The sequence below is a fragment of the Enterobacter sp. CC120223-11 genome (genome assembly GCF_900215375.1).
Taxonomy (GTDB): domain Bacteria; phylum Pseudomonadota; class Gammaproteobacteria; order Enterobacterales; family Enterobacteriaceae; genus Scandinavium.
In genome coordinates this window covers 39,690-65,243 of the sequence record NZ_OBEF01000002.1, presented here as the reverse complement: position 1 = coordinate 65,243, position 25,554 = coordinate 39,690, and the positions used below count along the sequence as shown (strand labels likewise).

General features: G+C 53.1%; 25 protein-coding genes, 1 tRNA gene and 2 pseudogenes. 13 read left to right on the top strand and 15 right to left on the bottom strand.

What is annotated here, in order from left to right; translation table 11 throughout:
• Nucleotides 1-108: 108 nt before the first annotated feature.
• From CRO87_RS02575 to CRO87_RS02530, 10 genes and pseudogenes are all read left to right on the top strand, one after another.
• Nucleotides 109-582 carry an antirestriction protein gene (locus CRO87_RS02575; protein ID WP_097161365.1) on the top strand — a complete coding sequence of 158 codons (474 nt, stop codon included), beginning with the start codon at nt 109-111 and terminating at the stop codon, nt 580-582.
• An 11-nt stretch (nt 583-593) separates the two neighbouring features.
• Nucleotides 594-1,136, top strand: coding sequence for a RadC family protein (locus tag CRO87_RS02570; RefSeq protein ID WP_097161364.1), 543 nt, complete (start codon nt 594-596; stop codon nt 1,134-1,136).
• Nucleotides 1,133-1,354 carry a DUF987 domain-containing protein gene (locus tag CRO87_RS02565; protein WP_097161363.1) on the top strand — a complete coding sequence of 74 codons (222 nt, stop codon included), beginning with the start codon at nt 1,133-1,135 and terminating at the stop codon, nt 1,352-1,354. The genes CRO87_RS02570 and CRO87_RS02565 overlap by 4 nt, the downstream gene beginning before the upstream one ends.
• Before the next feature lie 31 nt (nt 1,355-1,385).
• Nucleotides 1,386-1,760, top strand: a complete 375-nt coding sequence (locus CRO87_RS02560; RefSeq protein ID WP_097161362.1) for a type IV toxin-antitoxin system YeeU family antitoxin — start codon at nt 1,386-1,388, stop codon at nt 1,758-1,760.
• Nucleotides 1,761-1,829: 69 nt separating this feature from the next.
• Nucleotides 1,830-2,207, top strand: coding sequence for a TA system toxin CbtA family protein (locus tag CRO87_RS02555; RefSeq protein WP_097161361.1), 378 nt, complete (start codon nt 1,830-1,832; stop codon nt 2,205-2,207).
• Nucleotides 2,204-2,695, top strand: coding sequence for a DUF5983 family protein (locus tag CRO87_RS02550; RefSeq protein WP_097161360.1), 492 nt, complete (start codon nt 2,204-2,206; stop codon nt 2,693-2,695). The genes CRO87_RS02555 and CRO87_RS02550 overlap by 4 nt, the downstream gene beginning before the upstream one ends.
• A 29-nt stretch (nt 2,696-2,724) precedes the next feature.
• On the top strand, nt 2,725-2,928 hold the full coding sequence (locus tag CRO87_RS02545) for a DUF957 domain-containing protein (protein ID WP_097161359.1): 204 nt from the start codon (nt 2,725-2,727) through the stop codon (nt 2,926-2,928).
• A gap of 73 nt (nt 2,929-3,001) precedes the next feature.
• Nucleotides 3,002-3,286, top strand: a pseudogene (locus CRO87_RS22840) (restriction endonuclease subunit M); the annotation flags it as partial.
• Nucleotides 3,287-3,549: 263 nt separating this feature from the next.
• Nucleotides 3,550-7,560, top strand: coding sequence for a tetratricopeptide repeat protein (locus CRO87_RS02535; RefSeq protein WP_097161357.1), 4,011 nt, complete (start codon nt 3,550-3,552; stop codon nt 7,558-7,560).
• 351 nt (nt 7,561-7,911) lie between these two features.
• Nucleotides 7,912-8,170, top strand: a pseudogene (locus tag CRO87_RS02530) (DUF4942 domain-containing protein); the annotation flags it as partial.
• A gap of 95 nt (nt 8,171-8,265) precedes the next feature.
• Here CRO87_RS02530 and CRO87_RS02525 read toward each other — a convergent pair.
• From CRO87_RS02525 to proB, 3 genes are all read right to left on the bottom strand, one after another.
• Nucleotides 8,266-8,341, bottom strand: a tRNA-Thr gene (locus tag CRO87_RS02525).
• Between the two features lie 100 nt (nt 8,342-8,441).
• Nucleotides 8,442-9,695: a glutamate-5-semialdehyde dehydrogenase gene (proA, locus tag CRO87_RS02520; RefSeq protein WP_097161356.1), complete on the bottom strand. Its 1,254-nt coding sequence runs from the start codon at nt 9,693-9,695 to the stop codon at nt 8,442-8,444.
• 10 nt (nt 9,696-9,705) lie between these two features.
• Nucleotides 9,706-10,809 carry a glutamate 5-kinase gene (gene proB / locus CRO87_RS02515; RefSeq protein WP_097161355.1) on the bottom strand — a complete coding sequence of 368 codons (1,104 nt, stop codon included), beginning with the start codon at nt 10,807-10,809 and terminating at the stop codon, nt 9,706-9,708.
• Nucleotides 10,810-11,085: 276 nt separating this feature from the next.
• On the opposite strand from proB, the gene CRO87_RS02505 reads away from it, so the two are divergent.
• The gene (locus tag CRO87_RS02505; protein WP_097161353.1) at nt 11,086-12,183 is read left to right on the top strand and encodes a porin; all 1,098 of its coding nucleotides are present in this window, start codon (nt 11,086-11,088) and stop codon (nt 12,181-12,183) included.
• 60 nt (nt 12,184-12,243) lie between these two features.
• Here CRO87_RS02505 and crl read toward each other — a convergent pair whose 3' ends face one another.
• The 3 genes from crl to gpt all read right to left on the bottom strand — a co-directional run bounded on the left by crl (nt 12,244) and on the right by gpt (nt 14,503).
• Nucleotides 12,244-12,642: a sigma factor-binding protein Crl gene (gene crl / locus CRO87_RS02500; protein ID WP_097161352.1), complete on the bottom strand. Its 399-nt coding sequence runs from the start codon at nt 12,640-12,642 to the stop codon at nt 12,244-12,246.
• 57 nt (nt 12,643-12,699) lie between these two features.
• Nucleotides 12,700-13,944 (bottom strand): esterase FrsA, encoded by a 1,245-nt coding sequence (gene frsA / locus CRO87_RS02495; RefSeq protein WP_097161351.1) that lies wholly within the window; start codon nt 13,942-13,944, stop codon nt 12,700-12,702.
• 100 nt (nt 13,945-14,044) lie between these two features.
• Complete coding sequence (gpt, locus tag CRO87_RS02490; RefSeq protein ID WP_097161350.1) at nt 14,045-14,503, bottom strand: xanthine phosphoribosyltransferase; 459 nt, start codon at nt 14,501-14,503, stop codon at nt 14,045-14,047.
• A 255-nt stretch (nt 14,504-14,758) separates the two neighbouring features.
• Here gpt and pepD point away from each other — a divergent pair, with 255 nt between their 5' ends.
• On the top strand, nt 14,759-16,216 hold the full coding sequence (pepD, locus tag CRO87_RS02485) for a cytosol nonspecific dipeptidase (protein WP_097161349.1): 1,458 nt from the start codon (nt 14,759-14,761) through the stop codon (nt 16,214-16,216).
• A gap of 188 nt (nt 16,217-16,404) precedes the next feature.
• Here the strand turns inward: pepD and dinB are convergent, their stop codons facing one another.
• The 8 genes from dinB to CRO87_RS02445 all read right to left on the bottom strand — a co-directional run bounded on the left by dinB (nt 16,405) and on the right by CRO87_RS02445 (nt 23,657).
• Complete coding sequence (gene dinB, locus CRO87_RS02480; RefSeq protein ID WP_097161348.1) at nt 16,405-17,463, bottom strand: DNA polymerase IV; 1,059 nt, start codon at nt 17,461-17,463, stop codon at nt 16,405-16,407.
• Nucleotides 17,464-17,597: 134 nt separating this feature from the next.
• Nucleotides 17,598-17,813 carry a (Na+)-NQR maturation NqrM gene (gene nqrM, locus CRO87_RS02475; RefSeq protein ID WP_097161347.1) on the bottom strand — a complete coding sequence of 72 codons (216 nt, stop codon included), beginning with the start codon at nt 17,811-17,813 and terminating at the stop codon, nt 17,598-17,600.
• A 2-nt stretch (nt 17,814-17,815) separates the two neighbouring features.
• The gene (gene nqrF, locus CRO87_RS02470) at nt 17,816-19,039 is read right to left on the bottom strand and encodes an NADH:ubiquinone reductase (Na(+)-transporting) subunit F (RefSeq protein ID WP_097161346.1); all 1,224 of its coding nucleotides are present in this window, start codon (nt 19,037-19,039) and stop codon (nt 17,816-17,818) included.
• 11 nt (nt 19,040-19,050) lie between these two features.
• Entirely contained in the window at nt 19,051-19,647 is a 597-nt protein-coding gene (gene nqrE, locus CRO87_RS02465; protein WP_032689372.1) for an NADH:ubiquinone reductase (Na(+)-transporting) subunit E, read from the bottom strand.
• A gap of 6 nt (nt 19,648-19,653) precedes the next feature.
• Complete coding sequence (locus CRO87_RS02460) at nt 19,654-20,292, bottom strand: NADH:ubiquinone reductase (Na(+)-transporting) subunit D (protein ID WP_097161345.1); 639 nt, start codon at nt 20,290-20,292, stop codon at nt 19,654-19,656.
• Nucleotides 20,285-21,079 (bottom strand): Na(+)-translocating NADH-quinone reductase subunit C, encoded by a 795-nt coding sequence (locus tag CRO87_RS02455; protein ID WP_097161344.1) that lies wholly within the window; start codon nt 21,077-21,079, stop codon nt 20,285-20,287. The genes CRO87_RS02460 and CRO87_RS02455 overlap by 8 nt, the downstream gene beginning before the upstream one ends.
• Nucleotides 21,072-22,310, bottom strand: a complete 1,239-nt coding sequence (locus CRO87_RS02450; protein WP_097161343.1) for an NADH:ubiquinone reductase (Na(+)-transporting) subunit B — start codon at nt 22,308-22,310, stop codon at nt 21,072-21,074. Before CRO87_RS02450 ends, CRO87_RS02455 begins: the two co-directional genes overlap by 8 nt.
• Before the next feature lie 3 nt (nt 22,311-22,313).
• Nucleotides 22,314-23,657, bottom strand: a complete 1,344-nt coding sequence (locus tag CRO87_RS02445; RefSeq protein WP_097161661.1) for a Na(+)-translocating NADH-quinone reductase subunit A — start codon at nt 23,655-23,657, stop codon at nt 22,314-22,316.
• A gap of 386 nt (nt 23,658-24,043) precedes the next feature.
• Between CRO87_RS02445 and dpaA the strand changes: the two genes are divergently transcribed.
• Complete coding sequence (gene dpaA, locus CRO87_RS02440) at nt 24,044-24,781, top strand: peptidoglycan meso-diaminopimelic acid protein amidase (RefSeq protein WP_097161342.1); 738 nt, start codon at nt 24,044-24,046, stop codon at nt 24,779-24,781.
• Here the strand turns inward: dpaA and CRO87_RS02435 are convergent.
• Nucleotides 24,752-25,519 (bottom strand): class II glutamine amidotransferase, encoded by a 768-nt coding sequence (locus tag CRO87_RS02435; RefSeq protein ID WP_097161341.1) that lies wholly within the window; start codon nt 25,517-25,519, stop codon nt 24,752-24,754. The genes dpaA and CRO87_RS02435 overlap by 30 nt on opposite strands.
• Nucleotides 25,520-25,554: the final 35 nt, after the last annotated feature.

Genomic DNA, 25,554 nt, shown 5'->3' with positions numbered 1-25,554 from the left:
TATTCAGCATAGCGAAACGTTACCGCTTCGCCAGCCATCCGCACACCGACTTCCTTTTATATCCCTTCACGGGCAAATGAAGCCCAACTTTCACTATGGAGAATCACCATGACCGATAACACATTGCCATTGTTTACCCCTGCTGCAGACGTTCAGATTGCAGACCCGAATCGTATTATCGCCACTCGAGTTGCCGATGAAGACCGACTTGTTTTCTGGCCGCAGCACTTTGAGGATGTGCAGCAGTGGATAACGCTGGAGCCGCACATCTTCGCCAGGATGGACCGATGGTGTGAAGACTACCACGGCGGTATCTGGGATTTTTACTCTCTCAGTAACGGAGGAGCCTTTATTGCACCGGAAGATGAGGACGGTGAGTTGTGCTGGTCACTGTTCAACGACATGAACGGCAACAGTGCTGAGCTCAGCAGCGAGGCAGCCGGGATTGCCGTGTGCCTGATGGCTTACAGCCACCATGCCTGCCGCACGGAATGCGATGCCATGACGGAGCATTATTATCATTTACGGGATTACGCGCTTGAGCATGCTGAATGTAACGGCATCATGCAGCTGATTGACTGAGGGCTACCGTGATGACCATACCGTTACCTCATACCAGCAGCCAGCCTGACTTATTCCCGCTCTTACCGAAAACTCCTTTACCTCCAGCGCTCTCACCTTACGCACAACAAACTATCCGTCGCGCGATTAAGTTACTGGAGAGGCAACTGCGCGAACCCGGCGTGCCGTTTTTCTCCGCCAGTGCAACCCGGGACTGGTTGCGGCTGAGTCTTGCAGGTCAGGAGCGGGAGCTGTTTGTCGTGCTGTTTCTGGATAACCAGCATCGCCTGATTGCCCATGAACCGCTGTTCAGCGGTACCCTCAGTTGCACCAGCGTGTATCCTCGCGAGGTGGTGAAATCGGCGCTGCAACACAATGCCGCTGCGGTCATACTCGCTCACAGCCATCCGAGCGGGTATGCCGAACCCAGCAAACAGGACCGTCATATCACGACGCGGCTACAACAGGCCCTGGCACTCGTTGATATGAATGTGCTGGACCATTTCATTATCGGCGGAAGGAATATTGTCTCGTTTGCCGAACGAGGTTTGCTTTCAGGAGAGATAGCTACATGAGAGTCATCCCCAAACGTCAGGCCATGGCGATATACCGCCAGCATCCTGAGTCCCGGCTGTTTCGCTTCTGCACTGGCAAGTACAAATGGAGCGGCAGCATCTGCCACTACGCGGGTCGTGAAGTGCAGGATATCAGCGGCGTACTGGCCGTCTTCGCTGAACGCCGTCAGGACCGTCATGGCCCGTATGTGGTATTGCGCAGCGTCACGTTGAATTAGTCCCTCTCCGTTACTTTTAAGGAGTACTTAAATGTCAGAAACCAGAAATACCTCAACCAAAGCGGTAACTCCGCACGATAGCACTTCCCCCTGGTGGGGCATGAATCGTCCCATCGCTCCGCTGTTTGGCGCACGCCTCGTCCAGGAGGGTAACCGCCTGCACTACCTTGCCGACCGCACCAGTATTGCGGGTAAATTCAGCGATGCGCATTTACGCCAGCTAAACCAGGCGTTCCCGCTGATGCTCAAAGAACTTGAGCTGATGCTAGTCTCCGGTGAGCTGAATCCACGCCGCCAGCACTGCGTCACGTTGTATCACAATGGCCTGGTGTGTGATGCCGATACACTCAGTTCGCATGGCTACGTTTATCTCGCAATTTATCCGGGAGAACCGCCGAAAGCATAACAATAAGGCCCTCCGCAATACGCAGCAATCCTCTCGCTTTCCCTCGTTTAACCTCAGAAAGAGAACATCATGCAAACTCAACATTCACACCCGACAAGGGCGGCTGACTCTTGTCCATCACCTGTAGCCGTCTGGCAAATGTTACTAATGCATCTGCTGGACCGCCACTATGGTCTGACCCTGAACGATACACCGTTCAGTAACGATGGCGTGATTCAGGAGCACATCGACGCGGGTATCTCACTCTGTGATGCCGTGAACTTTATCGTCGAAAAGTATGACCTGGTACGCACCGACCGACGGGGCTTTACTGTGGACCAGCAGTCACCGCTTATCAGCAGTATCGACATACTTCGCGCCCGTCGCGCCACTGGGCTAATGCAACGTCAGGGTTATAAAACCATCAGCAATATCACTCGTGGTAATCACCGACAGGAGCGCCCATGAAACTCTCACTCAACGTGGAAGCCAACAGTATCAACGTACTGGCGCTGAATATGGGGAGAATTGCCGTTGAGGTTGACGGCATTGAACTTGCTGAACTGATTGATGTGGTCTGCGATAACGGCTATTCGCTGCGCATAGCTGACGAACCCGGAAAGCTGTTAATTGAAGATCCGTTACCAATAAGCTGCCGGTATAACGGCATTCGATGCAGTACCGCGCATATAACGCGGGAAGACAACGATCTGCTGCACCGGCTATCACGACAGGTGCTGGACTTTGATGATTCGGAGTGGGTGGGCTACACAGGCTCGGGTTATCTCATCCGTCTGGATGCGTGGGCTTTTCCGGTTCTGCAACTGAAACGGCGCGGGCTGTCAAAAGCTGCTCGCCGGTTGATTCTCACCCTGATGCGTCGCTACCAGCTGGGGATCATTCACCTCGATACCTTTGGTGAACTGCTGCCGGGCTTTGAGATCTTCGACTGGTAAATCTTCTCTTCATTATCACAGGCAACCCCATGTTGACACTCACTGCCGAAGCGGTGCTGGATATTCTTATCGACTGGCTGCAGGACAATATCGAGTGCGAAACAGAACTCATCTTCGACAACGACGAAGACAAAACCGACTCCGCCACACTCTTACCCTGGATTCAGCAGGCAAGGAACGATGTCCGGGATCTCCGCCGTCTTCAGCTCCTGCACAACGCCAATAAATCATAGCTCCATCAAACCAAACTGCATAAGCGCCAGCCCTTACCCGGCTGGCGTTTGCATTTATATAAAGGAAAGAAACATATCTGAACCATTAACTTGCACAGAATCCGGCGTACTGACGGGCCATACCGAGCTTATCAGCTCCACCAACATGGAACGCATCGTTGCCGAGTGCAATGCCGTACTGGAACAAATCAGGACGATGACCCACCAACTTGCAGATATCTCTGCGCTAACCGGGAGTATTGGCGGGCAAACCACGTAGAACTGGGCAATGCGCGATGGTTTCCGCTGCGGCTGCTGGTTGCTTGAGAAAGAACATATCGCCATGAAAGTTATCATCTGCAATCTTGACTGTAGCATCTGACGTGATTTGATGAAGAAATCCGGCATGATCGCCCTGATGAGCGTACCGGCCTCTGCTGAGAGGAACCGAAATCTTGAACGGGACCCAATAGGAGCGCGGGCACCGAATAATGCGCGCAGGTGGATATCCTTATTATTCTGAATCGATGGTTGTGAAGCTTTATAGCTTTGTCTCAGCCTGAAGAAGTCGATGACTAACAAGAAGAATTGCACAATCAGCTGAGGTATACTTTTGGTATAGGGATAATTGATGGTGCCTAAATGACTGCGACGCCAAGCCATAAAACAGATGCAAAGCGCGATGCTACCGACAGTATTCGCGGATACGTTTACCAGATTTATCAGAGTGTCCTTGCATGGATCAATCTCAATGAAAGTGAAATTTTGTTCCTTGAATGCGCTGAAGACTTTGATATCTGTTCAGGGCAGTCCGTCATTGGTACTCAAGTCAAAGATTTATCCAGCAATCTAACACTGCGTTCTCCTGAAATTGTCGAGACGCTTAATAACTTCTGGTCTTTGCAGCAGAACAATCCCCATCACAATGTTACCTTGCGGTTTTTAACGACAGCCTCAGCAGCCGATGAAAAAGGCGCCCCCTTTGGGAAAAATCAAAAAGGACTTGAATACTGGAAGAAGTGCCAGCCAAACACTGAGCAGGTTGAGCGATTGCGTTCATTTCTTTTAACGCTCCCGCTGAACCCCGCACTTATGGAATTCGTGAAGTCTGCGACCGTGGATCTTCTCTACCACAAATTCATCAATAGAATTGAGTGGGATTTGGGAAATAAGAAAAAAGATGCTTTGCAGCTGGTCATTGAAGATAAGCTCAAATTGCATGGTTCAAAACTCGGTATTAATACGCATTATTCACGTAAAGCGTTACCGCATCTCCTTAAACACGTCGCAGATTTACTTTCTACAAAAGGTTCAAAGCCACTTTTTCAAACAGATTTTTGGGATGCATTCGAGTCGGCCACCATGGAATCTATTCCTAAAAATGAGCTGGATGGCTTGCGGAGGAACAGCAGCCTGCAGCAGTTCATGGATATTTCAGAAGTTAGTGAAAGAGCAAAACTGCTTGCGCGCGCACCTACGATTGGGATGCCACTGCCGGTTGTGGACGGTGCCGTGCGTCGAACTGTCCTTGTCGAAAAGTTAGAACGACAGCTTTTGTCTTCTCAAGTGCTTTTTTTACACGGCAGTAGCGGAACGGGTAAAACAAACCTTGCAGCATTGCTTTCTGACAAAATGGGTGGCCGTTGGGGGTGGGGAAGTTTCCGGGGACGGCCCAATGATCAAATCAGGGAAATGCTTTCTCGCGCAGCAATAGAAGTCAATGCATCGGACCTGCCGATTCAGTTGGTGCTAGACGATCTGGATTTGAGTGGCATTGCAGACTTTGAAAGTGAACTTATCACGCTGATTTTCACCGTGGTGCAAAATAAAGGCAGGGTTATTGTAACAGGCCAGAAACCGCCTCCCCTGCCGTTGTTCCCTAAGTTGTGGCTTTCTCAGGAGAGCGAGCAAGCCATTCCCTATTTTGACGAGCAGGAGATTGGAGCGTTAATTAAAATACACGGGCTCCATGATCCGAAAAAAATTTCTCAAACTGGGCGGGGGATTTATTACTCCACCCGAGGACACCCACAACTAGTGCACGCCAGGGTCAGAACATTAAGCAGTCGAGGGTGGTCTACAACGATTGATGACATCTTACGACCTGAGGATGTAGAGCGTATAAAAGAAGAAGCCCGCAGCCGTCTTGTCAGGGAGTTCCCTTCTGATGCTGCCAGGGTTTTGGCTTATAGGCTTAGTCTCGTTTCAGGATCTTTCCGGCGTAATATTGTTACCACCATTGCGGGAGCACCGCCTCCCATTCGATTGCCTGGTGAGATTTTTGATACACTCGTCGGTCCCTGGATTGAAAAGGAAGGTAGCGACCTTTACCGAGTATCCCCGTTGTTGGCCGGAGCAGCCAACGATACTTTGCCTGAAGACGAGATTAACGCCGTCCATATAAAAATTGCGCACAGTATTGTTAATGAAAAAGAACTCAACCAGTACGATGTGGCGAATGCATTCCTGCACGCATTCTTGGCGAAAGAAAAAACGATACTTATTTCTCTAGCGAGTCAGCTTATTCGAGAGAGCGATAAACATTTGAGTTACCTTCGTGATTCAATGTCCTGGTTTGCAGAGGTAGCCTTGAATCCGGGCCAAACAATTATTGATGATGAAGCAATGCCTGAATTGCTACTTCGTTTACTTCAATTCAAGCTTCTTGTGTCTTCGTCACAAGAAGCGAAGGTATTGACGAGTATTCTTAAAATAGAAGGAATCGTTGCTTCAATTACGCCTGAAGAGCAGAAGAATCTCTCAACCTTAATGGCCTATGGCAATATATTAGCTAATATAAGTGTACATATTCCGTCATTAACTGTGGTCAGATTACTAAGTTCTATGATGGATGCCCTGGACAGTGGTGTCGTAGATAATGTGTCTTTTTCTCCTTATCCCGGAGAATATTCTATTGATACAAACGATCCGGTAACACTTCTGTTTTCTCATCAGGCAGTTAGAATAAATGGGCTAGATGATCTCCTTGAGCTTATTACTTCGCTTGACCTCCTTGAGGAAGATAAAAGAAATAGGCTGCTTGCTGTTTGTGACATTGATACTGATTTTTCGAATGTTTTAATTAACCAATCTTGCTGGAAAGAAGAAAAAGGCAGTTCACTGGACATTCAGAAAGCGCTGCATATACTCCGACTTACAGAAACAAAAGCCCGCGAGTGGGGGGCGAGAAGACTCTATAAAGCTTGTTTGTCCAATATTTCAGTCATTTATGATGAATATGAGCACTCAGTCGATGAAGCTTTATCTGTGCTGGACAAAGCGGATAAGGAATTTAAAGATGATGCAACTTTGAGCAACCAGCGTGCCAAGGTACTGTTTCATGCAGAGCGTTATTCAGATGCGATACACTCTTTCCAGAAAGCCTTGCTCTTGCCTGATTTTGGTAATGTGGATTATGTCTTTGCCTGCCGGTATATGGGCATTGCTTTTGCTAAATTGAACGACTGGTCAAAGTCAGCCGTTTTTTTCCAAAAAGGTGCGGAAATTACCGGGAAATCAAAGATACAAATAAGAATAAGAGTTGGTTTGATGGCAGATGCTGCTGTTTCCTTATGGCGTTCAGATAAGAAAAAAGAATCTCTGCTTCTCTTTTCTGACGTGTTGGACTGTCTGCCGTCTATTGAAACCAAGGATGATATACGAGCCCACCACTTACATGCCACGGTTAGGCACTGTATCGCATGGGTTCATTTTGAAACGATAGGATATTCTGAACATGACTTAGTAGTGCCCCTGCCAGGGATGTGCAGCAATCAGGAACCCCATGAAAAAATTATTGATCACCGACTCATTGATATTAGTGGTTCGTGGGGATTGTTGGCAGCGACCGAGGATTTTTTATCCTTGGGAGATAAAATTACTAAACGTGCTCATATGGCAACAAAAGGAAGGATGCCATTAAATTCGGTACTTTACGGTCGGATGTTGGCGCTGGAGTTACTATTCAGAGAAAAAACATTTGATAAATTGATTCCAACTCTTATCGGGGTGCATGAAGGTATGTCCTACATGAAAACCGTTGAACAAAATAATATTGACACCCATGAGGTTGGGGAGATACCTCCAGTTCCAGGGGATTACTGGAAGGATGAAGCATCATGGGTGTTAAATAGCCAAATAGTGCTTGCCGCCTGTATAACAAGTTTTTCGGAAAGCTCTGTGTTGCCTTCGCTTTTAAATTCATGGCGCGATGCACTTGAGCATATCGCTGAACCTTCTGCGGACTTCAAAGGGCTTATTGCTGTTTTGCATGGAGAAATGCCTGGGAATAACATATACCAACAGGCAGCATCTGCACTGCTGGCATTACAGAGCAATTCGTTAACACCTGTTCAGCTATGGAAAAATTCATGCCGGTTATTAGAGGTGTCAAGGCTGGTGAAGAACTACACGGAGACAGCACTGGAAGCGTTGCTTGTAAAACGATGGCTTTTTGCTTCTCAGCAGCAGAAGTTCCTGTTCAGCGCACCAAGGATTTCAGCGACTCAAATTGAAAGGGCTTGTCTTGGCAGTGAGTATTCAGGATTAGAGAAAGTTGCCTCAATATTAATCATTGCTGAACCTTATCTGGATATCAGCGTATCGGGCGAATTAATGATGCTGCTTAAATGCATTAGAGATAAAAAACAATAGGCTTTTTATTGTAATTGTAAGAATAACTTATGCAGTACCAGATTGTCTGGTGGCAGTCTGTCGTTATAATTAGTGATAGAATTGAAGTCTTGTTGGATGAGGCGCTGAAAGACTTGGACCAGTTGAACACAGAAAGGTTTCGATAAACATACAGCAACAGGGCAGCATTCTGCGCCCATTGCTGATGTAAACCCAGTTAATGGAAGCAGGAACAGCCCCGTGTTTCACAGAACTATATGTTTCTGGATTCAAAGCAACCCTTTCTCCGCATAGGTTATGCTTCTTCGAAGCATTGCCTTTCACTAGAGTGCACCACTACGCATACGCCTCGAGAATAACAATCTGCTGCATCGGCTAGCAGATTTGCATCGCATGCTAAATCTGCTTGATGGAAAGCCTCTTCCCGAAAACCGCCGCGATCTTAGCATTAGGTTAGCTGACCATATCAGCAAGCAACACAGTACCGTATATGAAGATGAGTATCTTTCAATACGCTACTTCCAGAATGGATCGGGGCATATCACGTTCAAGCGTCTCGACCTGACTGAGAAGATGAACAACATTATCGCAAAAACACTATCCGGAGATGCTGGCAGGGAAAGAATGTTGATTTTCGTTGATGTAAATCACTTACATCAGCCGTTACATAGGAAAGAGTTACTGGTGTAAACGATAGTGATGCTGAATGTAACTTATTGATTTTAATGGTGCCGATAATAGGAGTTGAACCTACGACCTTCGCATTACGAATGCGCTGCTCTACCAACTGAGCTATATCGGCACTGAGGGGAAGTGCTACGGGGCAAAAGCTTAAAACTCTAAGGGTGATGCGTCAATGGCCTTTGAAATCAACTGCCTGTTTTTGCATCACCCGTTGTCAATCAGGCACGAATTGTATCGTCGCCGAAGCCAATCCACTTGTAGGTGGTCAATGCTTCAAGGCCCATCGGGCCGCGGGCGTGCAGTTTTTGCGTGCTGACCGCCACTTCTGCCCCCAAACCAAACTGACCGCCGTCGGTGAAGCGGGTTGAGGCGTTGACATACACCGCAGACGAATCCACTTCATTGATAAAGCGATCGGCGTTGCGCAGCGTGCGGGTCAGAATGGCGTCGGAATGTTGGGTGCCGTGCTGACGAATGTGCTCGATAGCGCCGTCGAGACTGTCCACCACCTTCACGTTCAAATCCAGCGACAGATACTCGTCGTCATACTGCTGCGCCTGTACCGGCACCAACGCCGCAGGGCCGTTTTGCAACTGAGTAAGTGCATTGGCATCGGCGTGCAGCGTAACGCCACTTTCCGCCATCTGCTTGCTTAACGCCGGCAGGAAGGTGTCGGCAATGGCTTTATGCACCAGCAGCGTTTCCACCGTGTTGCAGGTGCTTGGGCGCTGGGTTTTGGCGTTAACGATAATTTTCAGCGCTGGTTCAAATTCCGCAGAATCATCGACATAGATATGACAAACGCCGATACCACCGGTAATGACCGGAATGGTCGACTGCTCGCGACACAGCTTGTGCAGGCCTGCACCACCGCGCGGGATCAACATGTCGATGTATTTGTCCATGCGCAGCATTTCGTTGACCAGCGCGCGGTCCGGGCTTTCAATCGCCTGCACGGCACCCGCCGGTAAGCCGCACTCCTCCAGCGCCTGCTGAATCACTTTGACGGTGGCGGCATTGGTACGCCATGTTTCTTTCCCGCCACGCAGGATTGCCGCGTTGCCCGTTTTCAGGCACAGCGAGGCAACGTCAACCGTCACGTTCGGGCGAGCCTCATAAATCACGCCGACCACGCCGAGCGGCACGCGGCGGCGCTCAATGCGCAGGCCGCTGTCCAGCAGACCGCCGTCAATCACCTGCCCTACCGGGTCGGCGAGTTTGCATACCTGGCGCACGTCATCGGCGATGCTTTTGAGGCGAGCGGGCGTCAGCGCCAGACGATCGAGCAGCGCTTCGCTCAGGCCATTGGCGCCAGCCTCTTCCAAATCCTGCGCGTTGGCCGCCAGAATAGTTTCCGTCTGAGCTTCCAGATAATCAGCAATCTTTCCCAGAACCTGATTCTTTTCACGGCCGGATAGCTGCGCCAGCTTGTAGGAGGCCGCTTTAGCCGCTATGCCCATTTGTTCCAGCATTGAAAGCTCCTTAACGGGTAATCATGTCGTCGCGATGCACGGCCACCGGGCCATACTCGTAGCCAAGAATGGCATCAATTTGCTGCGAGTGGTGTCCGGCAATACGGCGCAGCGCGTCGCTGTTATAGCGGGTAACGCCGTGGGCGATGTCACGCCCATCCAGCGTACGGATGCGGATCACTTCACCACGGGAGAAGTTGCCTGTCACGCTTTTAATTCCTTTAGGAAGTAATGAACTCCCTCTTTCCAGAATCGCCGAAACAGCCCCTTCATCAACGGTGATTTCGCCCGCCGGTGGCGCGCCGAAAATCCAGCGTTTACGCGTTTCGAGTGGAGAGGTTTGCGCATGGAAACGCGTGCCGACGGCAACGCCTTCCATCACATCGCCAATCACGCCAGGACGGCTGCCCGCGGCAATAATGGTGTCGATGCCCGCGCGGCAGGCAACGTCGGCGGCCTGCAGCTTGGTGCCCATTCCGCCAGTACCGAGGCCGGACACGCTGTCTCCGGCAATGGCGCGCAGTGCGTCATCAATGCCGTGGACATCCTGAATCAGCTCTGCCTGCGGGTTGGTGCGAGGATCTGCGGTAAACAGCCCTTGCTGATCCGTCAGCAGCAGCAGCTTGTCGGCACCGGCCAGTATCGCCGCAAGCGCGGAGAGATTGTCGTTATCGCCGACCTTGATTTCTGCCGTGGCGACCGCGTCATTTTCGTTGATAACCGGCACGATGTGGTTATCCAGCAGGGCACGCAGCGTGTCACGGGCATTGAGAAAACGTTCACGGTCTTCCATATCTGCACGGGTGAGCAGCATCTGGCCGACGTGGATACCGTAAATAGAGAACAGCTGCTCCCAGAGCTGAATCAGGCGGCTCTGGCCGACGGCCGCCAGCAGCTGCTTGGAAGCGATAGTGGCAGGCAGTTCGGGGTAGCCAAGGTGCTCACGCCCGGCGGCAATCGCACCCGACGTCACAATCACAACACGATGCCCTGCGGCGTGGAGCTGTGCGCACTGGCGCACCAGTTCAACAATATGCGCGCGATTAAGGCGGCGCGATCCCCCGGTTAACACGCTGGTACCCAGTTTGATGACCAGCGTCTGGCTGTCACTCATGATTCTCTGCCATTCAATAATTACGAAAAAGACGTTGTAGCAGGTGTCAGGCCGCTTGCCAACTCCCGTAAGGCGTAGGCGGGTACTTTGTTGCGCGGGATCAGGAAGCGTAACGGCAGAAAATGACTTTTTTATGACAGAAACAGATAACTACAGATATTTAAAATTATTCTTACATTGTCATAAAACTTTCATTTCCCAGGGTTACAACCCTTCCTGTTTTTTACATCGGGCAAGTTCCCAAATTTACAGCGCGTCTATTAATCAGGGTTAAAAATGAAAAAGAGCACACTGGCATTAATCGTACTGGGCGTAATGTCTTCCACCGCAGCACAGGCCGCAGAAGTTTATAATAAAGACGGCAATAAACTGGACCTTTATGGTCGAGTGAAAGCTGAGCATTATATGAGCGATAACAATGCCGTGGACGGCGACCAGTCTTATATTCGTCTGGGCTTCAAAGGCCAGACCCAAATTAACGATCAGCTGACCGGCTTTGGCCAGTGGGAATACCAGGCTGCCGCCAACAAAGTGGAAGGTGACCCGAATACAACCAAAACCCGTCTGGCCTTCGCCGGTCTGAAAGCGGGCGATATCGGCTCCTTCGACTACGGTCGTAACTACGGCATCCTGTATAACGTCGCCGCTTACACCGATATGATCCCTGAGTTCGGTGATGACTCGTTCGTTAAAACCGATAACTTTATGACCGGTCGCGGCAACGGTATGGCAACTTACCGCAACAACAACTTCTTCGGCCTTGTTGATGGCCTGAAACTGGCCCTGCAATATCAGGGTAAAAACGAAAACGACGCCCGCGCAGACAGCAAAGCGAACGGCGACGGCTTCGGTACCTCTCTGAGCTACGACTTCGGCGATTCTGGCTTCACGCTGGGTGCCGCTTATGCTAACTCCAACCGTACGCTGAACCAGCAGAACAGCACCTTCGGCAAGGGTACCGACGCAGAAGCCTGGACCACCGGTTTCAAATATGATGCCAATAGCGTCTATGTGGCGGCAATTTACGCAGAAACCCGCAATATGACACCAATTTCGGGCACCGCCTCCATCGGTGGAGTGGATACCAAAGTCAGCGGTTTTGCTAATAAGAACCAGGCCTTCGAAGTCGTTGCCCAATACCAGTTTGATTTTGGTCTGCGCCCTTCCATTGGCTATATCCAGTCTAAAGGCAAGGATATTGAAGGCGTGGGTGATGCTGACCTCGTGAAATACATCGACGTGGCTGCCACTTACTACTTCAACAAAAACATGTCCGCCTTCGTAGATTATAAAATCAACCAGCTGAGCGATGACAACAAGCTCGCCCTGAATAATGACGACGTTGTTGCTCTGGGTATGGTTTATCAGTTCTGAGTCTAAGAAATGTAAAAGGCCTCTCAATATGAGAGGCCTTTTTGTTTATTCAGGAAATCTTCAGGCCGATAATCTGACCGGCTGAGTGACATCTTCAGCAGGCTCGAGCTTCAGGCTGAAGGTTTTCAGCAGCTCCTCGGCGCGAATGTGGAAATCACGCAGGGTCTGCTCGAGACGATCTGTCACTTCTTTGTCTTTAATGGCCGTTGGCTGCCAGACGCCATCTTTGTCGAACAGGCCAAACTGATAGCTGTAGGTAAAGCGTTTTTCCTGTGCTTCCATTTCCAGCCACCAGCCCCAGAATTCACGCTTCTCCGGCGCCGGTTTAACGTTGACGCAGACGGCCAGGCAATCGAAGAAGAAGCGATTATCTTCACACTGCTCTTCCCGGATGTACGGGCCAAGGGCCATGAACTTCTTGATCAGTTTACTCTTCGGGTGTCCACTCGGTAACGTCATTACAGTCTCCTTTAGTGATGCAACTGTTTTACCAAATCAATAGAATTTAGCAATCTATTAACCCAATCTATGATTGATCCACCCGGCAATTTCTTTCAATGCCTTGTCAAAATTACGGTAAACCGGTTTGAACGGGATCGACATCAGCTTGCCATCCGCTGAGGAGGAAGTGATGAGACGAGACTCCTCTTCCGAGCTGAAGGGGTCGTTCTGCCAGTAGCCGGAGAGCATCGGTGTCGGGCATCGGCGGCCCAGCAGCCCCTGGGTTTTCAGCGAATAACGATTAAGCTCAACGCGTAACGCTTCGTCGGAAGCATCGTGCATGCCCAGGCGCGAAGCGAGCACATCGAGATACATCTCCGGCACGTTGCCCTGGCGCAGTGGGTCGCACAGAAGCCCATGCACTACCGGACCCAGGCAGGCCACCGCCTTCAGACGCGGAGATTCCAGATAGCCCAGGCGAACGGCGACGTTCGCGCCAAAGCGGAAACCAAACGCCGCAACGCGGGTGTGGTCGACCCAGGGAACGTTAGGCAGGTTCTTCAGCACCTGTTGGTGCAGGAAGCTGGAATCCTGAGTCAGTTTCCATTTTGACGAGAAGCCAATCGACGGCATGTCCAGCGTCAGCATGGCAATGCCGAGAGGGGCCAGATAGCGTTCAAACAGGTTGTAGTTGTCACTTTGCAGCGCATCCAGCCCGCCGCACATCAGCACCGTCGGGAATGGGCCTTCGCCCGGCGGCATGTGCAGGAAACCGCTGACGGAGGAGCCGCCAGGAATGGTGAACTCCAGCTCCCGTATTGAGCCCGGCAGCCGCTGCGCCGCCTCTTCATAGGCGCGATTCGCCAGCGCCTGGGCCTGCTCTGCCAGGTCATCGCCCTTCAGATGCGGATAAGCCGCAATGCTGTAGAGATTGGCGGCGTGGAGCCAGTGGCGGCCACTGAGGGCGTCGTCCTTCTCCTGCGTGGCTTTTTGCTGCCACAGCATTGCCTGCTTCGACCATTCGTAGATCCAGTTGCCGCCGCGATAGCCGACTACCGTGTCGTAAAGCTCTTCGTCGGTGCGTTCGTTGGTGCTCATGACAATCCTCGCCTGTACGTCGAGGATTTCCTGCGGCGAGACGCCACGCCAAATCCACATCAGGCGGTTGACCATCCGGTACCAGTGAGGGACGTTTTGCCCGTCCAGAGTGGACTGAACCGTAGGCTGAGTGCCGGCATTAAAACGGCGCACCAGCGTCGAGGTTTCCGGGTGCTTAAAACGAGGTTTGAAGAGAATTTCGCTGAGGTTGGCTTCTGGCATCGCATAGACTCCATAAATACGACATGGACTCTATTGTAACCTGTCGAATGCCAAAAAGAACAACGCCCGGCAAGCCGGGCGCTGAAAGAAAACGTTTGAATTAACGGCTTGAGATAGGTGGCACAAACACCACACCCATATCCCACGGCTGTTCAATCCAGGTATCCTGAGGGATATCAATCACGTAGTCGTCCACCAGCGGCTGACCAGCAGGCTTGGCGAAGATAGTGACGAAGTGCGCTTTCGGGTACATTTCACGGATAGCAACCGCGGTGCCGCCGGTATCGACCAGGTCGTCGATGACGATAAAGCCTTCGCCATCGCCTTCAGCACGCTTGAGTACTTTCAGCTCACGCTGATTGTCGTGGTCGTAGCTGGAGATGCAAACGGTATCGACATGACGAATGCCCAGTTCACGAGCCAGCAGAGCACCTGGTACCAGGCCTCCACGGCTGACGGCAATAATGCCCTTCCACTGTTCGGACGGCATCAGGCGCGCGGCCAGTTTGCGTGCATGGATCTGCAACATGTCCCAGGTAACGACGTATTTTTCGCTCATGTGATTGTATCCCAGCCTGTAAAACGGCTTAAAAAATGTTCGGGGTGATTCCAGGTTGCGCGAGATTATAGAGATCTGACGCACTAAAAACCAGTGTTTAACCGCCCCGTCAGGAGTTTTTGCGTGCATCACACTACCAGAGCAGGCAGAAAGTGGTATTCTCAACGCCATCTCGCAAGTCAGGCTCCACGCCTGTTTGCCCTTGCTAACCCATTACCTGCAAGTCATTTTGCAGGAGCCGTAAGGAGACTTACCGTGTCTGAACTGTCTCAACTGTCCCCGCAGCCGCTGTGGGACATTTTTGCCAAAATCTGCTCTATCCCACACCCGTCCTATCACGAAGAACAGCTTGCTGAACACATCATGGGCTGGGCAAAGGAAAAAGGTCTGCACGCAGAGCGCGATCAGGTAGGTAACATCCTGATTCGTAAGGCCGCAACTGCAGGTATGGAGAACCGTAAACCGGTTGTGATGCAGGCTCACCTCGATATGGTGCCGCAGAAAAACAATGACACCGTACACGACTTCACCAAGGATCCGATTCAGCCGTACATCGACGGCGAGTGGGTAAAAGCGCGTGGCACCACGCTGGGTGCCGATAACGGCATTGGCATGGCTTCTGCTCTGGCGGTTCTGGCGGACGACTCCGTCGTTCACGGCCCGCTGGAAGTCCTGCTGACCATGACCGAAGAAGCAGGCATGGACGGCGCGTTTGGTCTGCAGGCGAACTGGCTGCAGGCGGACATTCTGATCAACACCGACTCCGAAGAAGAAGGTGAGATCTACATGGGTTGCGCGGGCGGGATCGATTTCATCACCACCCTGCCGCTGACCCGTGAAGCGATTCCGGCTGGCTTCCAGAGCTTCAAGCTGACCCTGAAAGGCCTGAAAGGCGGCCACTCCGGCGGCGACATCCACTTAGGTCTGGGCAACGCCAACAAACTGCTGGCGCGCTTCCTGGCCGGTCACGCTGCCGAGCTGGATCTGCGTCTGGTTGATTTTAATGGCGGTACCCTGCGTAATGCCATCCCGCGCGAAGCCTTCACCACCGTGGCAGTACCTGCGGCGAAAGTGGAAACCCTGAAAGCGCTGGCGGAAGAATACCAGTCCATCCTGAAAAACGAACTGGAAGCGAAAGAGAAGAACCTGGTTGTCATTCTGGAAGCGGTCAGCGCGGACAAAAACGCTCTGAGCGAAAAATCCCGCGACAGCTTCATCCAGCTGCTTAACGCAACGCCAAACGGCGTGATCCGCAATTCAGACGTGGCTAAAGGCGTGGTAGAAACCTCCCTGAACGTCGGCGTGGTGACCATGCAGGACGACAGCGTGGAAATCATCTGCCTGATTCGTTCCCTGATCGACAGCGGCAAAGACTATGTCGTCAGCATGCTGGAATCTCTGGGCAAGCTGGCTGGCGCACAGACCGCACCGAAAGGTGGATATCCGGGCTGGCAGCCGGATGCCAACTCTCCGGTAATGCATCTGGTGCGTGAGACCTATCAGCGCCTGTTCGACAAAACCCCGAACATCCAGATCATCCACGCGGGTCTGGAATGCGGCCTGTTCAAAAAGCCGTACCCGGATATGGACATGGTCTCCATCGGCCCAACCATTACCGGCCCGCACTCCCCGGACGAGCAGGTTCATATTGAAAGCGTGGGCCAGTACTGGACCCTGCTGACCGAGTTGCTGAAAGCGATTCCTGCGAAGTAAATAGCGGCAAAATAAGCCTGCCAATCTCTGCATAAAAAAAGCCTCCGAACGGAGGCTTTTTTGTTGGTTCAGCAGCCCGGTGACGCAAGCTTACCGGGCATCTCCGGGCGGCACTTCGTTTGCCCGGCCTACAAAAAATAACTAAAACAGGGTTATGTAGGCCTGCGCTAGCAAAGCACCGCCAGGCGTCACAGCCCTAAAACCAGCTGCCGCTCAAGCTGCGGGTCAAGCAGCGTCACATGCACGCCCACCAGCCTCACGCCCCTTCCCCCTCGCCTTTCCTGCCAGGTTTTATAGGCTGTCGATATCAAATCGTCTTTGTTGAGCTTCGGCCAGACGTGTTCCTGAGTGGTTTGCTGGAAGTCATTAAACTTCAGCTTAATACCCTGCCGGGCAATCAGCAGATCCGGTTTCACCTTCGCCAGTCTGCGTTCCAGCTCCGGGTAGAGTTGATTGACGATGATCGCCTCGCACGCTTCCCAGTCGTGGATATCCTCGACCAGCGTTCGCTCTACGCCAATCGACTTACGCAAGCGGTCGTTGTTGACATCACGCTCGTCGATACCGTTGCTGCGCTCCCACAGCACGCGGCCAAATTTGCCAAAGCGCTTGAGCAACATCGCCAGATCGGCCTGCTGCACGTCTTCACAGGTGCGCAGCCCCATATTTTCGAGCTTCGCCGAAGAGACTTTGCCGACGCCGGGAATTTTTGCCAGCGGCAGCGTTTTCAGGAAAGCGGGGACATCATCAGGTGTGATCACGTATTGCCCGTTAGGCTTATTGAGATCGGAGGCTATTTTGGCTAAAAACTTCACCGGGGCAACCCCTGCCGAGGCGGTCAGATCCAGCTCTTTGTGAATAGTCTGGCGGATCTCCTGCGCCATCAGCGTGGCCGAACCGTGACAGTGCACGCTGTCGCTGACATCGAGATAGGCTTCGTCCAGGGATAACGGTTCAATGAGCGAGGTGTAGCGGGAGAAGATTTCGCGGATGTGGTTCGAGGCTTCCCGGTAGGCCTCAAATCGCCCGGGTAACAGGATGAGATGTGGGCAGAGCTTGAGGGCCATTCCTGTCGGCATGGCACTGCGTACGCCAAACTTACGCGCCGGATAGTTCGCGGTGCTGATAACCCCACGCTTAACGCGACTGCCGCCGATGGCAATGGGAATATCGCGCAGGGCTGGATTATCCCGCATTTCCACCGCGGCGAAAAAACAGTCCATATCGACATGGATAATTTTGCGCATACTCAGCCCTCAATAATTACTGGTTAAGTATACAGTAATTATGAAAAGAATGAGAAGTGCGAGAAAGTCGGCCTGATAAGCGAAGCGCCATCAGGCCATAACGCCCGGCAGCACAAGCCTGCCGGGCGGTGAGATCAGAGGATCCGGTTTTGCTGACGCTGCGCTTCGCGGGCTAGACGCTTTTTCCGCGCATCACAGGGCTCGGGGCAGTCACAGACTTTCTCCAGCCCAAGAGACGAAATGCCGCCGCAGCTCCCCTGAATACTTTTACGCTTGACCAGATAGCCAAGCGACATACCCAAAATCACCAGTACGAATACGACGAACGTCGCCAGAAAAACCGTCAACATCCTCAGCCCCCAAAATCGTCGAGCATGATGTTCTCATCTTCAACGCCGAGATCTTTCAGCATTCTGATGACAGCCGCGTTCATCACCGGCGGCCCGCACATGTAGAACTCGCAGTCTTCCGGCGCGTTGTGGTGTTTGAGGTAGTTCTCATACAGCACGTTGTGAATGAACCCGGTGTGCCCCGTCCAGTTATCTTCGGGCTGCGGATCGGAGAGCGCCACGTGGAAGGTAAAGTTCGGATTCTCACGTGCCAATTGCTCGAACTCATCATCGTAAAACATCTCACGCAGCGAGCGAGCGCCGTACCAGAAGCTGATTTTACGCTGGCTGCCCAGGCGCTTGAGCTGATCGAAAATGTGCGAACGCATCGGCGCCATCCCCGCACCACCACCGATGAAGACCATTTCTGCATCCGTTTCTTTCGCGAAGAACTCGCCAAACGGCCCTGAAATCGTCACCTTATCGCCCGCTTTCAGCGACCAGATGTACGAAGACATAATGCCCGGCGGCACATCTGGCGCGGACGGAGGCGGCGTGGCGATACGGACGTTGAGCATAATAATGCCCTTCTCGTCCGGGTAGTTTGCCATTGAGTAGGCGCGCAGCGTCGGCTCTTTGACCTCGGACACGTAGCGGAACAGATTAAACTTATCCCAGTCGCCACGGTATTCGTCCGGCACGTCGAAATCAGCATAGGCCACTTTGTGCGAAGGGCACTCAATCTGAATATAGCCCCCGGCACGAAACGGCACGCTCTCGCCCTCAGGGATCGCCAGTTTCAGCTCTTTAATGAAAGTGGCTTTGTTATCGTTGGAGATAACTTCACACTCCCATTTTTTGACGCCGAAAATCTCTTCAGGCAGCTCGATCTTCATGTTCTGACGAACCGCTACCTGGCAGGCCAGGCGACAGCCTTCTTTCGCTTCACGCTTGCTGATATGCGAAAGTTCGGTCGGCAGAATATCACCACCGCCCTCTTTTACCGTCACGCGGCACTGCCCACAGGAGCCGCCACCGCCGCACGCAGACGACACGAAAATACCGTTGCTGGAGAGCGTGTTCAGTAGCTTGTCGCCTGCAGGAGTACGGAGCTGTTTATCCGCCTCGTTGTTGATCTCAATGACCACATCGCCTGCGTTCACAAGCTTCGCACGCGCCGCCAGAATCAGCAGCGACAGCGCCAGTACAATCAGCGTAAACATGACTACGCCAAGAATAATTTCCATCACTTACGCCCTTATAGCTGCACGCCGGAGAATGACATAAAGCCCAGCGCCATCAGTCCGGTGGTGATAAAGGTGATTCCTAAGCCGCGCAGTCCTGCGGGCACGTTGGCGTACTTCATCTTTTCACGGATGCCTGCCATCGCCACAATCGCCAGCATCCAGCCGATGCCAGAACCAAAGCCATAAACGATGGACTCCGGGAAGTTGTAATCACGCTGCACCATAAACGACACGCCACCGAAGATGGCGCAGTTCACGGCGATAAGCGGCAGGAAGATCCCCAGCGCGTTATAGAGCGACGGGAAGTACTTATCGAGGATCATCTCGAGAATCTGCACCAGTGCGGCGATCACCCCGATAAAGGTGATGAAGTTGAGGAAGCTCAGATCCACCCCTTCCACCAGCGCGCCGTCGCGCAACACAAGGTTGTAAATCAGGTTATTCACCGGCACGGAGATGCCGAGCACGACCGTAACCGCTACGCCCAGGCCAAACGCCGTGGAGACTTTCTTCGACACCGCAAGGAAGGTACACATGCCGAGGAAGAAGGCCAGCGCCATGTTTTCCACAAACACCGCGCGAACAAAAAGACTAAGGTAATGAGCCATGGTCGGTTACTCCTTCTCCTGCTGTTCCGGCTTCCAGCTGCGCAGCGCCCAGATAAGCAAACCGATAATGAAAAACGCGCTCGGTGCGAGCAGGAACAGGCCATTTGGCTGATACCAGCCGCCATTCTGCACGGTTTGCAGCACGGTGATACCAAACAGTTTACCGCTGCCGATAAGCTCGCGCAGGAAGCCGACTATCATCAGAATCGCGCCATAGCCGAGGCCGTTACCAATGCCATCCATAAAGCTCGCCAGCGGCGGCGATTTCATGGCATAGGCTTCCGCACGGCCCATCACGATACAGTTGGTGATAATAAGCCCAACGAACACCGACAGCTGCTTCGACGTTTCATAGGCAAATGCGCGTAAGAGCTGATCGACCACGATCACCAACGAAGCGATGATCGCCATCTGCACGATGATGCGCACGCTGTTAGGAATATGGTGGCGGATCATCGAGATAAACATGCTGGAGAACGCCGTCACCAGGGTTACCGCGATGGTCATCACGAAGGCCGTTTCAAGCTTGGTGGTCACCGCCAGGGCGGAACAGACGCCCAGCACCTGCAGCGCAATCGGGTTATTGGCAATAAGCGGCCCGACCAGCACCCGTTTTACTTCTTTCATTTCACCGAGTTCAGCCATGATTGAGGCCTCCTTCACGCATCTGCTTGAGGAATGGCCCGAAGCCCTGCTCCCCCATCCAGAAATCAAAACTGTGCTGCACGCCGTTTGAGGTCAGCGTTGCGCCGGAAAGTCCGTCCACTGCGTATTCATCGCCGGGACGCGCACCGCCTTTCGCCACCTTCAGCGCTGGCATACCGTTATCATCCAGCACCTTCTTACCGACAAACTGCTTACGCCAGGCCGGGTTTTCCACTTCACCACCGAGCCCCGGCGTTTCACCCTGATCGTAGTAAGTGATGCCCTTCACGGTGCGACCGTCGGTGTCCAGCGCCACGAAAGCGTGCATCATCGACCACAGCCCGTTGCCGTAAATCGGCAGCACCACCTGCTGCACCTTTTGCTGCGCATCTTTGACGAGGTAGATTTCCACCACGTTGCTCCGGCGCTTGATACCAGCAGGGTCGTCGCTGGCCTCCAGCTGAATGCTCTGCGCAGGATCTTTAAGCGCCAGTCCCTGGTTAAAAGAGGCCGGGTCTTTGTCCAACAGCGCACCGCTTTTCAGATCAAGCAAGCGGGGTGTAATACGTCCGGCAAAGACCGAAGCGACATCATCCTGCTTCATATCTGGCTGCATCAGCCCTGCTACCGATAAAATATTGCGCTGCTTATCCAGCGCTCGCTGCTCCTGCTGGCGGGACTTCAGGCCCACCGCGGAACCGGCCACCACAATCGAGCAGACCAGGCACAGCACCAGTACCACCAGCAGCGTTTTGCCGATGCTATCGTTACTCTTTACTTCAGCCACGCGACTTCCTCCGCTTGATGTTGGCCTGCACCACCAGATAATCGAACAGTGGCGCAAAGAGGTTAGCGAACAGGATCGCCAGCATCATCCCTTCCGGATAGGCCGGGTTAACCACGCGGATCAGTACGCACATCACGCCAATCAGCGCCCCGTAGGCCCATTTCCCTTTGTCGGTAAACGACGCGGAGACCGGGTCCGTTGCCATAAACATCATGCCGAAAGCGAACCCGCCGAGCACCAGATGCCAGTACCACGGCATGGCAAACATAGGGTTGGTGGCGGAACCGATAAAGTTGAACAGGGTGGCGGTGGCAATCATGCCGAGCAGCACGCCCGCCACGATACGCCAGGAGGCCACGCGGCCAAAAATAATGATGGCGCCGCCGAGCAGGATCATCAGCGTGGAGACTTCACCAATGGAACCAGGAATATTGCCGAGGAAGGCATCCATCCAGGTAACAGGCTGCCCACTGGTGACATTGACCAGCGCTTCCCCGCCGTGGCTTGCCCACTGGGATAGCGGCGTGGCACCGGAGAAGCCGTCTGCCGCCGTCCACACCAGATCGCCGGAGATCTGCGCCGGGTAGGCGAAGAACAGAAACGCGCGTCCGGCCAGCGCCGGGTTGAGGAAGTTACGTCCGGTACCGCCAAAGATCTCCTTACCGATTACCACACCAAAACTGATGCCGAGTGCAGCCTGCCAGAGCGGCAGCGTAGGCGGCACAATCAGCGCGAACAGAATGGAGGTAACAAAGAAGCCTTCGTTGATTTCATGTTTGCGTACAATAGCAAACAGCACTTCCCAGAAACCGCCGACGATAAACACGGTCAGGTAAATAGGCAGGAAGAAGACCGCGCCTAATCCCATCATGCTGAGCCAGCCCGCATCCGGCGCGAAGCTCACGCCCAACCACTGTGCCACGCTGTAATGCCAGTGGCTGGCAATCACCTGCTGCAGCCGCTCGGCACCGTAGAGCTTATGCAGCGCCGGAATGGTTTGTAATCCGACGTTGTACATCCCCCAGAACATGGCCGGGAAAACCGCCAGCCAGACCAGGATCATCATGCGTTTGAGGTCGATGGCGTCACGAACGTGCGACGCGCCCCGGGTCACCTGGCCCGGCGTGTAGAAAATGGTCGCCGCGGCTTCATACAGCGGGTAGTACTTTTCAAGCTTGCCGCCGTGGGTGAAGTGCGGCTCAATTTTTTCCAGCAGATTTTTCAGACCCATCACTTATCCTTCCTGCTCAATGCGGGTTAAGACCTCACGCAGCGCCGGGCCGTATTCATATTTTGCCGGACAAACGTAGGTGCAAAGCGCCAGATCTTCTTCGTCGAGTTCAAGGCAGCCCAGCGCCTGTGCGCTGTCGGTATCACCGGCCAGCAGGTCACGCAGCAGATGCGTCGGCAGAATATCCAGCGGCATCACGCGTTCGTAGTTGCCGATAGGCACCATCGCCCTTTCACCGCCGTTGGTGTCCGTGGAGAAACTGAACAGCTTGCGCTTAAGGAAATGACCAAGCGTGGTGCGGGTAATAGAAAATTTGTCTTTCCCGGGCATCACCCAGCCAAACAGCTCTTTCTCCCGCCCTTCTTTCACCACGCTGACCTGAAGATGGTAGCGCCCGAGGAATGCAGCAGGCCCCTGGGCGTGCGTGCCGCTCAGTACGGAACCGGAAATCACGCGGTTTTCACCCTCGCAGAGCTCACCCGCCGTCAGCTGCTCGAGGCTTGCGCCAAGTAGCGTTTTGACCAGACGCGGCGTTTTCACCTGCGGCCCGGCCAGTGCAACGACGCGCTCCGTCCACAGCTCACCTTCCACAAACAGCTTGCCGATGGCGATAACGTCCTGATAGTTCAGGTGCCAGACCTGCTTTGTCAGGCTGACTGGCTCAAGGAAATGAATATGCGTGCCTGGCAGCCCGGCCGGATGCGGCCCGGTGAAGGTATTAAAGGTGACCTGGCCAACGGGATGCCCACCAAGTTTGCCCCCGCTCGCCTGGCAGACGTGGACTTTGCCGTCGGTAAGACGAGAGAGCACCGTCAGGCCTGCGTAAAAGGCTTCACGATGCTGGAAGATAATGGGTTGCGGATCGGCGGCCAGCGGATTGGTGTCAATGGCGGTGACAAAAATCGCCGCCGGGACGCTTGCCGGTGCAGGAATCTTACTGAATGGCCGCGTGCGCAGGCTGGTCCATAATCCTGATGCCAGCAACTGCTGCTGCACCGTTTCGCGGTCCAGTTGGCCCAACTCTGCGACGTCCGTGCGCGGAAACGTAATGGCGTCATCACCGTCAATATCAATGACAACAGCCTGCAACACCCGACGCTCGCCGCGATGAATCGCACTGACAACGCCGCTTACCGGTGCCGTAAAGCACACGCCGGGGTTCTTTTTGTCTTCAAACAGCGCCTGCCCTTTGCGCACCCGGTCACCTTCCTGAACGCTCATGGAAGGACGCATACCGATGTACTCTTCACCCAGAACGGCCACGCGCGTCACTTTTGCGCTGTCGCCTGTATCCTGGCCTGGCGCACCTGCGATGGGGAGATTTAACCCTTTTGTAATTTTAATCATGTCGTTACTGTCACTAAACCCAGCGTAGATAGAAGAAATAAGAAAGGAAAAGCCGAGGCCAGAGGGCACTGCTGGCGGCAGTACAGAGAGAGTAAAGCATCCTTTCTTAACCTGGTCGTAAGACCGGAGAAGTGTACAGGATGAGCGCCACAAGCGCAGCATTTACGCGGTTGTCAGGTCGGTATTTGCGAGCAAATACGCAAAGTTCTGACAGATTAAGGCAAAAAAAAGATTTATAACGTAAAACTCATTTGTAAACCGCGCCGGGAGTACTTGCGAAAAACTTTGGTGATGCTAATGTGAGCGCACCAATTCAGGACAATTCTGATTCCGGGTTTATTTTGGCCTCCGGCCTCTCTTCACCGTTTTATCAAGGAACATGTAGTATGCGCAAAATCGCATTGTTACTTGCGATGCTGTTTATCCCGTGCATGTCATTTGCCGGTTTGCTGAGCAGCTCCAGCTCAACCACGCCAATCAGCAAAGAGTACAAGCAGCAGCTAATGGGATCTCCGGTTTATATCCAGATCTTCAAAGAAGAACGTACCCTTGATCTCTACGTGAAGATGGGTGAAACATTCCAACTGCTCGACAGTTATAAAATCTGTAACTATTCCGGCGGTCTTGGGCCAAAACAGCGCCAGGGCGATTTTAAATCTCCGGAAGGTTTCTATAACGTTTCCCGCAGCCAGCTCAAACCGGACAGCCGCTTCTATAAGGCAATTAATATCGGTTTTCCGAATGCCTATGATCAGGCCCACGGCTATGAAGGGAAATACCTGATGATTCACGGTGCCTGCGTGTCAATTGGCTGCTACGCCATGACCGATTCCGGCATTGATGAAATTTTCCAGTTCGTGACCGGTGCGCTGGTGTTTGGTCAGTCCAGCGTGCAGGTGAGCATTTATCCGTTCCGCATGACAGATGCCAATATGGAACGTCATAAATACTCTTACTACAAGGACTTCTGGTCACAGCTGAAGCCGGGTTACGACTACTTCCAGCAGACGCACAAGCCACCAACGGTGTCCGTTGTCGGCGGGCGTTACGTGGTCAGCAAGCCGCTGAGCCACGAAGTCCGCTCGCAGCTCGTGTCAAACTACACGCTCCCCGAGACAAAATAACGCCCACTCGCCTGGCATAATCTTGTGCCAGGTTTCATTGCCGGTTAACGGCTGCGTTGCAATCACGGTGACCACATCATTCGGTGTGGTTTCCCGCTGAAAATCTATTTCCACATCCTGATCCAGCAGCGTTGCCACACCAAACGGGGCACGACGCGTAATCCAGTGCAGATTGGTCGAGCAGAATGCCATCACATAGCGGCCATCGGACAGCAGCATGTTAAACACGCCCTTTTCCCGCAGTTCACCCGCAAGCGTCGCGATGTACTTGAACACCGCGTTCATGTTGCCCGGCGTGCGTGGGTAGCGCGTGGTGAGTTTGTGCAGCAGCCAGCAGAAGGCTTTTTCGCTGTCGGTTTCGCCAACCGGGCGGAACTGGCCGGTTTCAAGCGTCTTATAGCCCGTCAGTTGCCCGTTGTGGGCATAGGTCCAGTTGCGGCCCCAAAGCTCACGAGTGAAGGGATGGGTGTTCTCCAGCGCCACTTCACCGCGGTTCGCCTGGCGAATGTGGGCGATGACGGAGCAGGATTTGATCGGATAATCCTGCACCAGGCGGGCAATCGGTGACTGAAAGCTCGGTTGCGGATCCTTAAAAGTGCGACAGCCTTTCCCTTCGTAGAAGGTGATGCCCCAGCCGTCTTTATGCGGCCCGGTGCCGCCCCCGCGCTGAACCAGTCCGGTAAAGCTGAAGCAGATATCGGTTGGCACATTGGCGCTCATCCCGAGCAGTTCGCACATAGTTCACCTCACAACGCATAAAGCGGGGGCTTCCC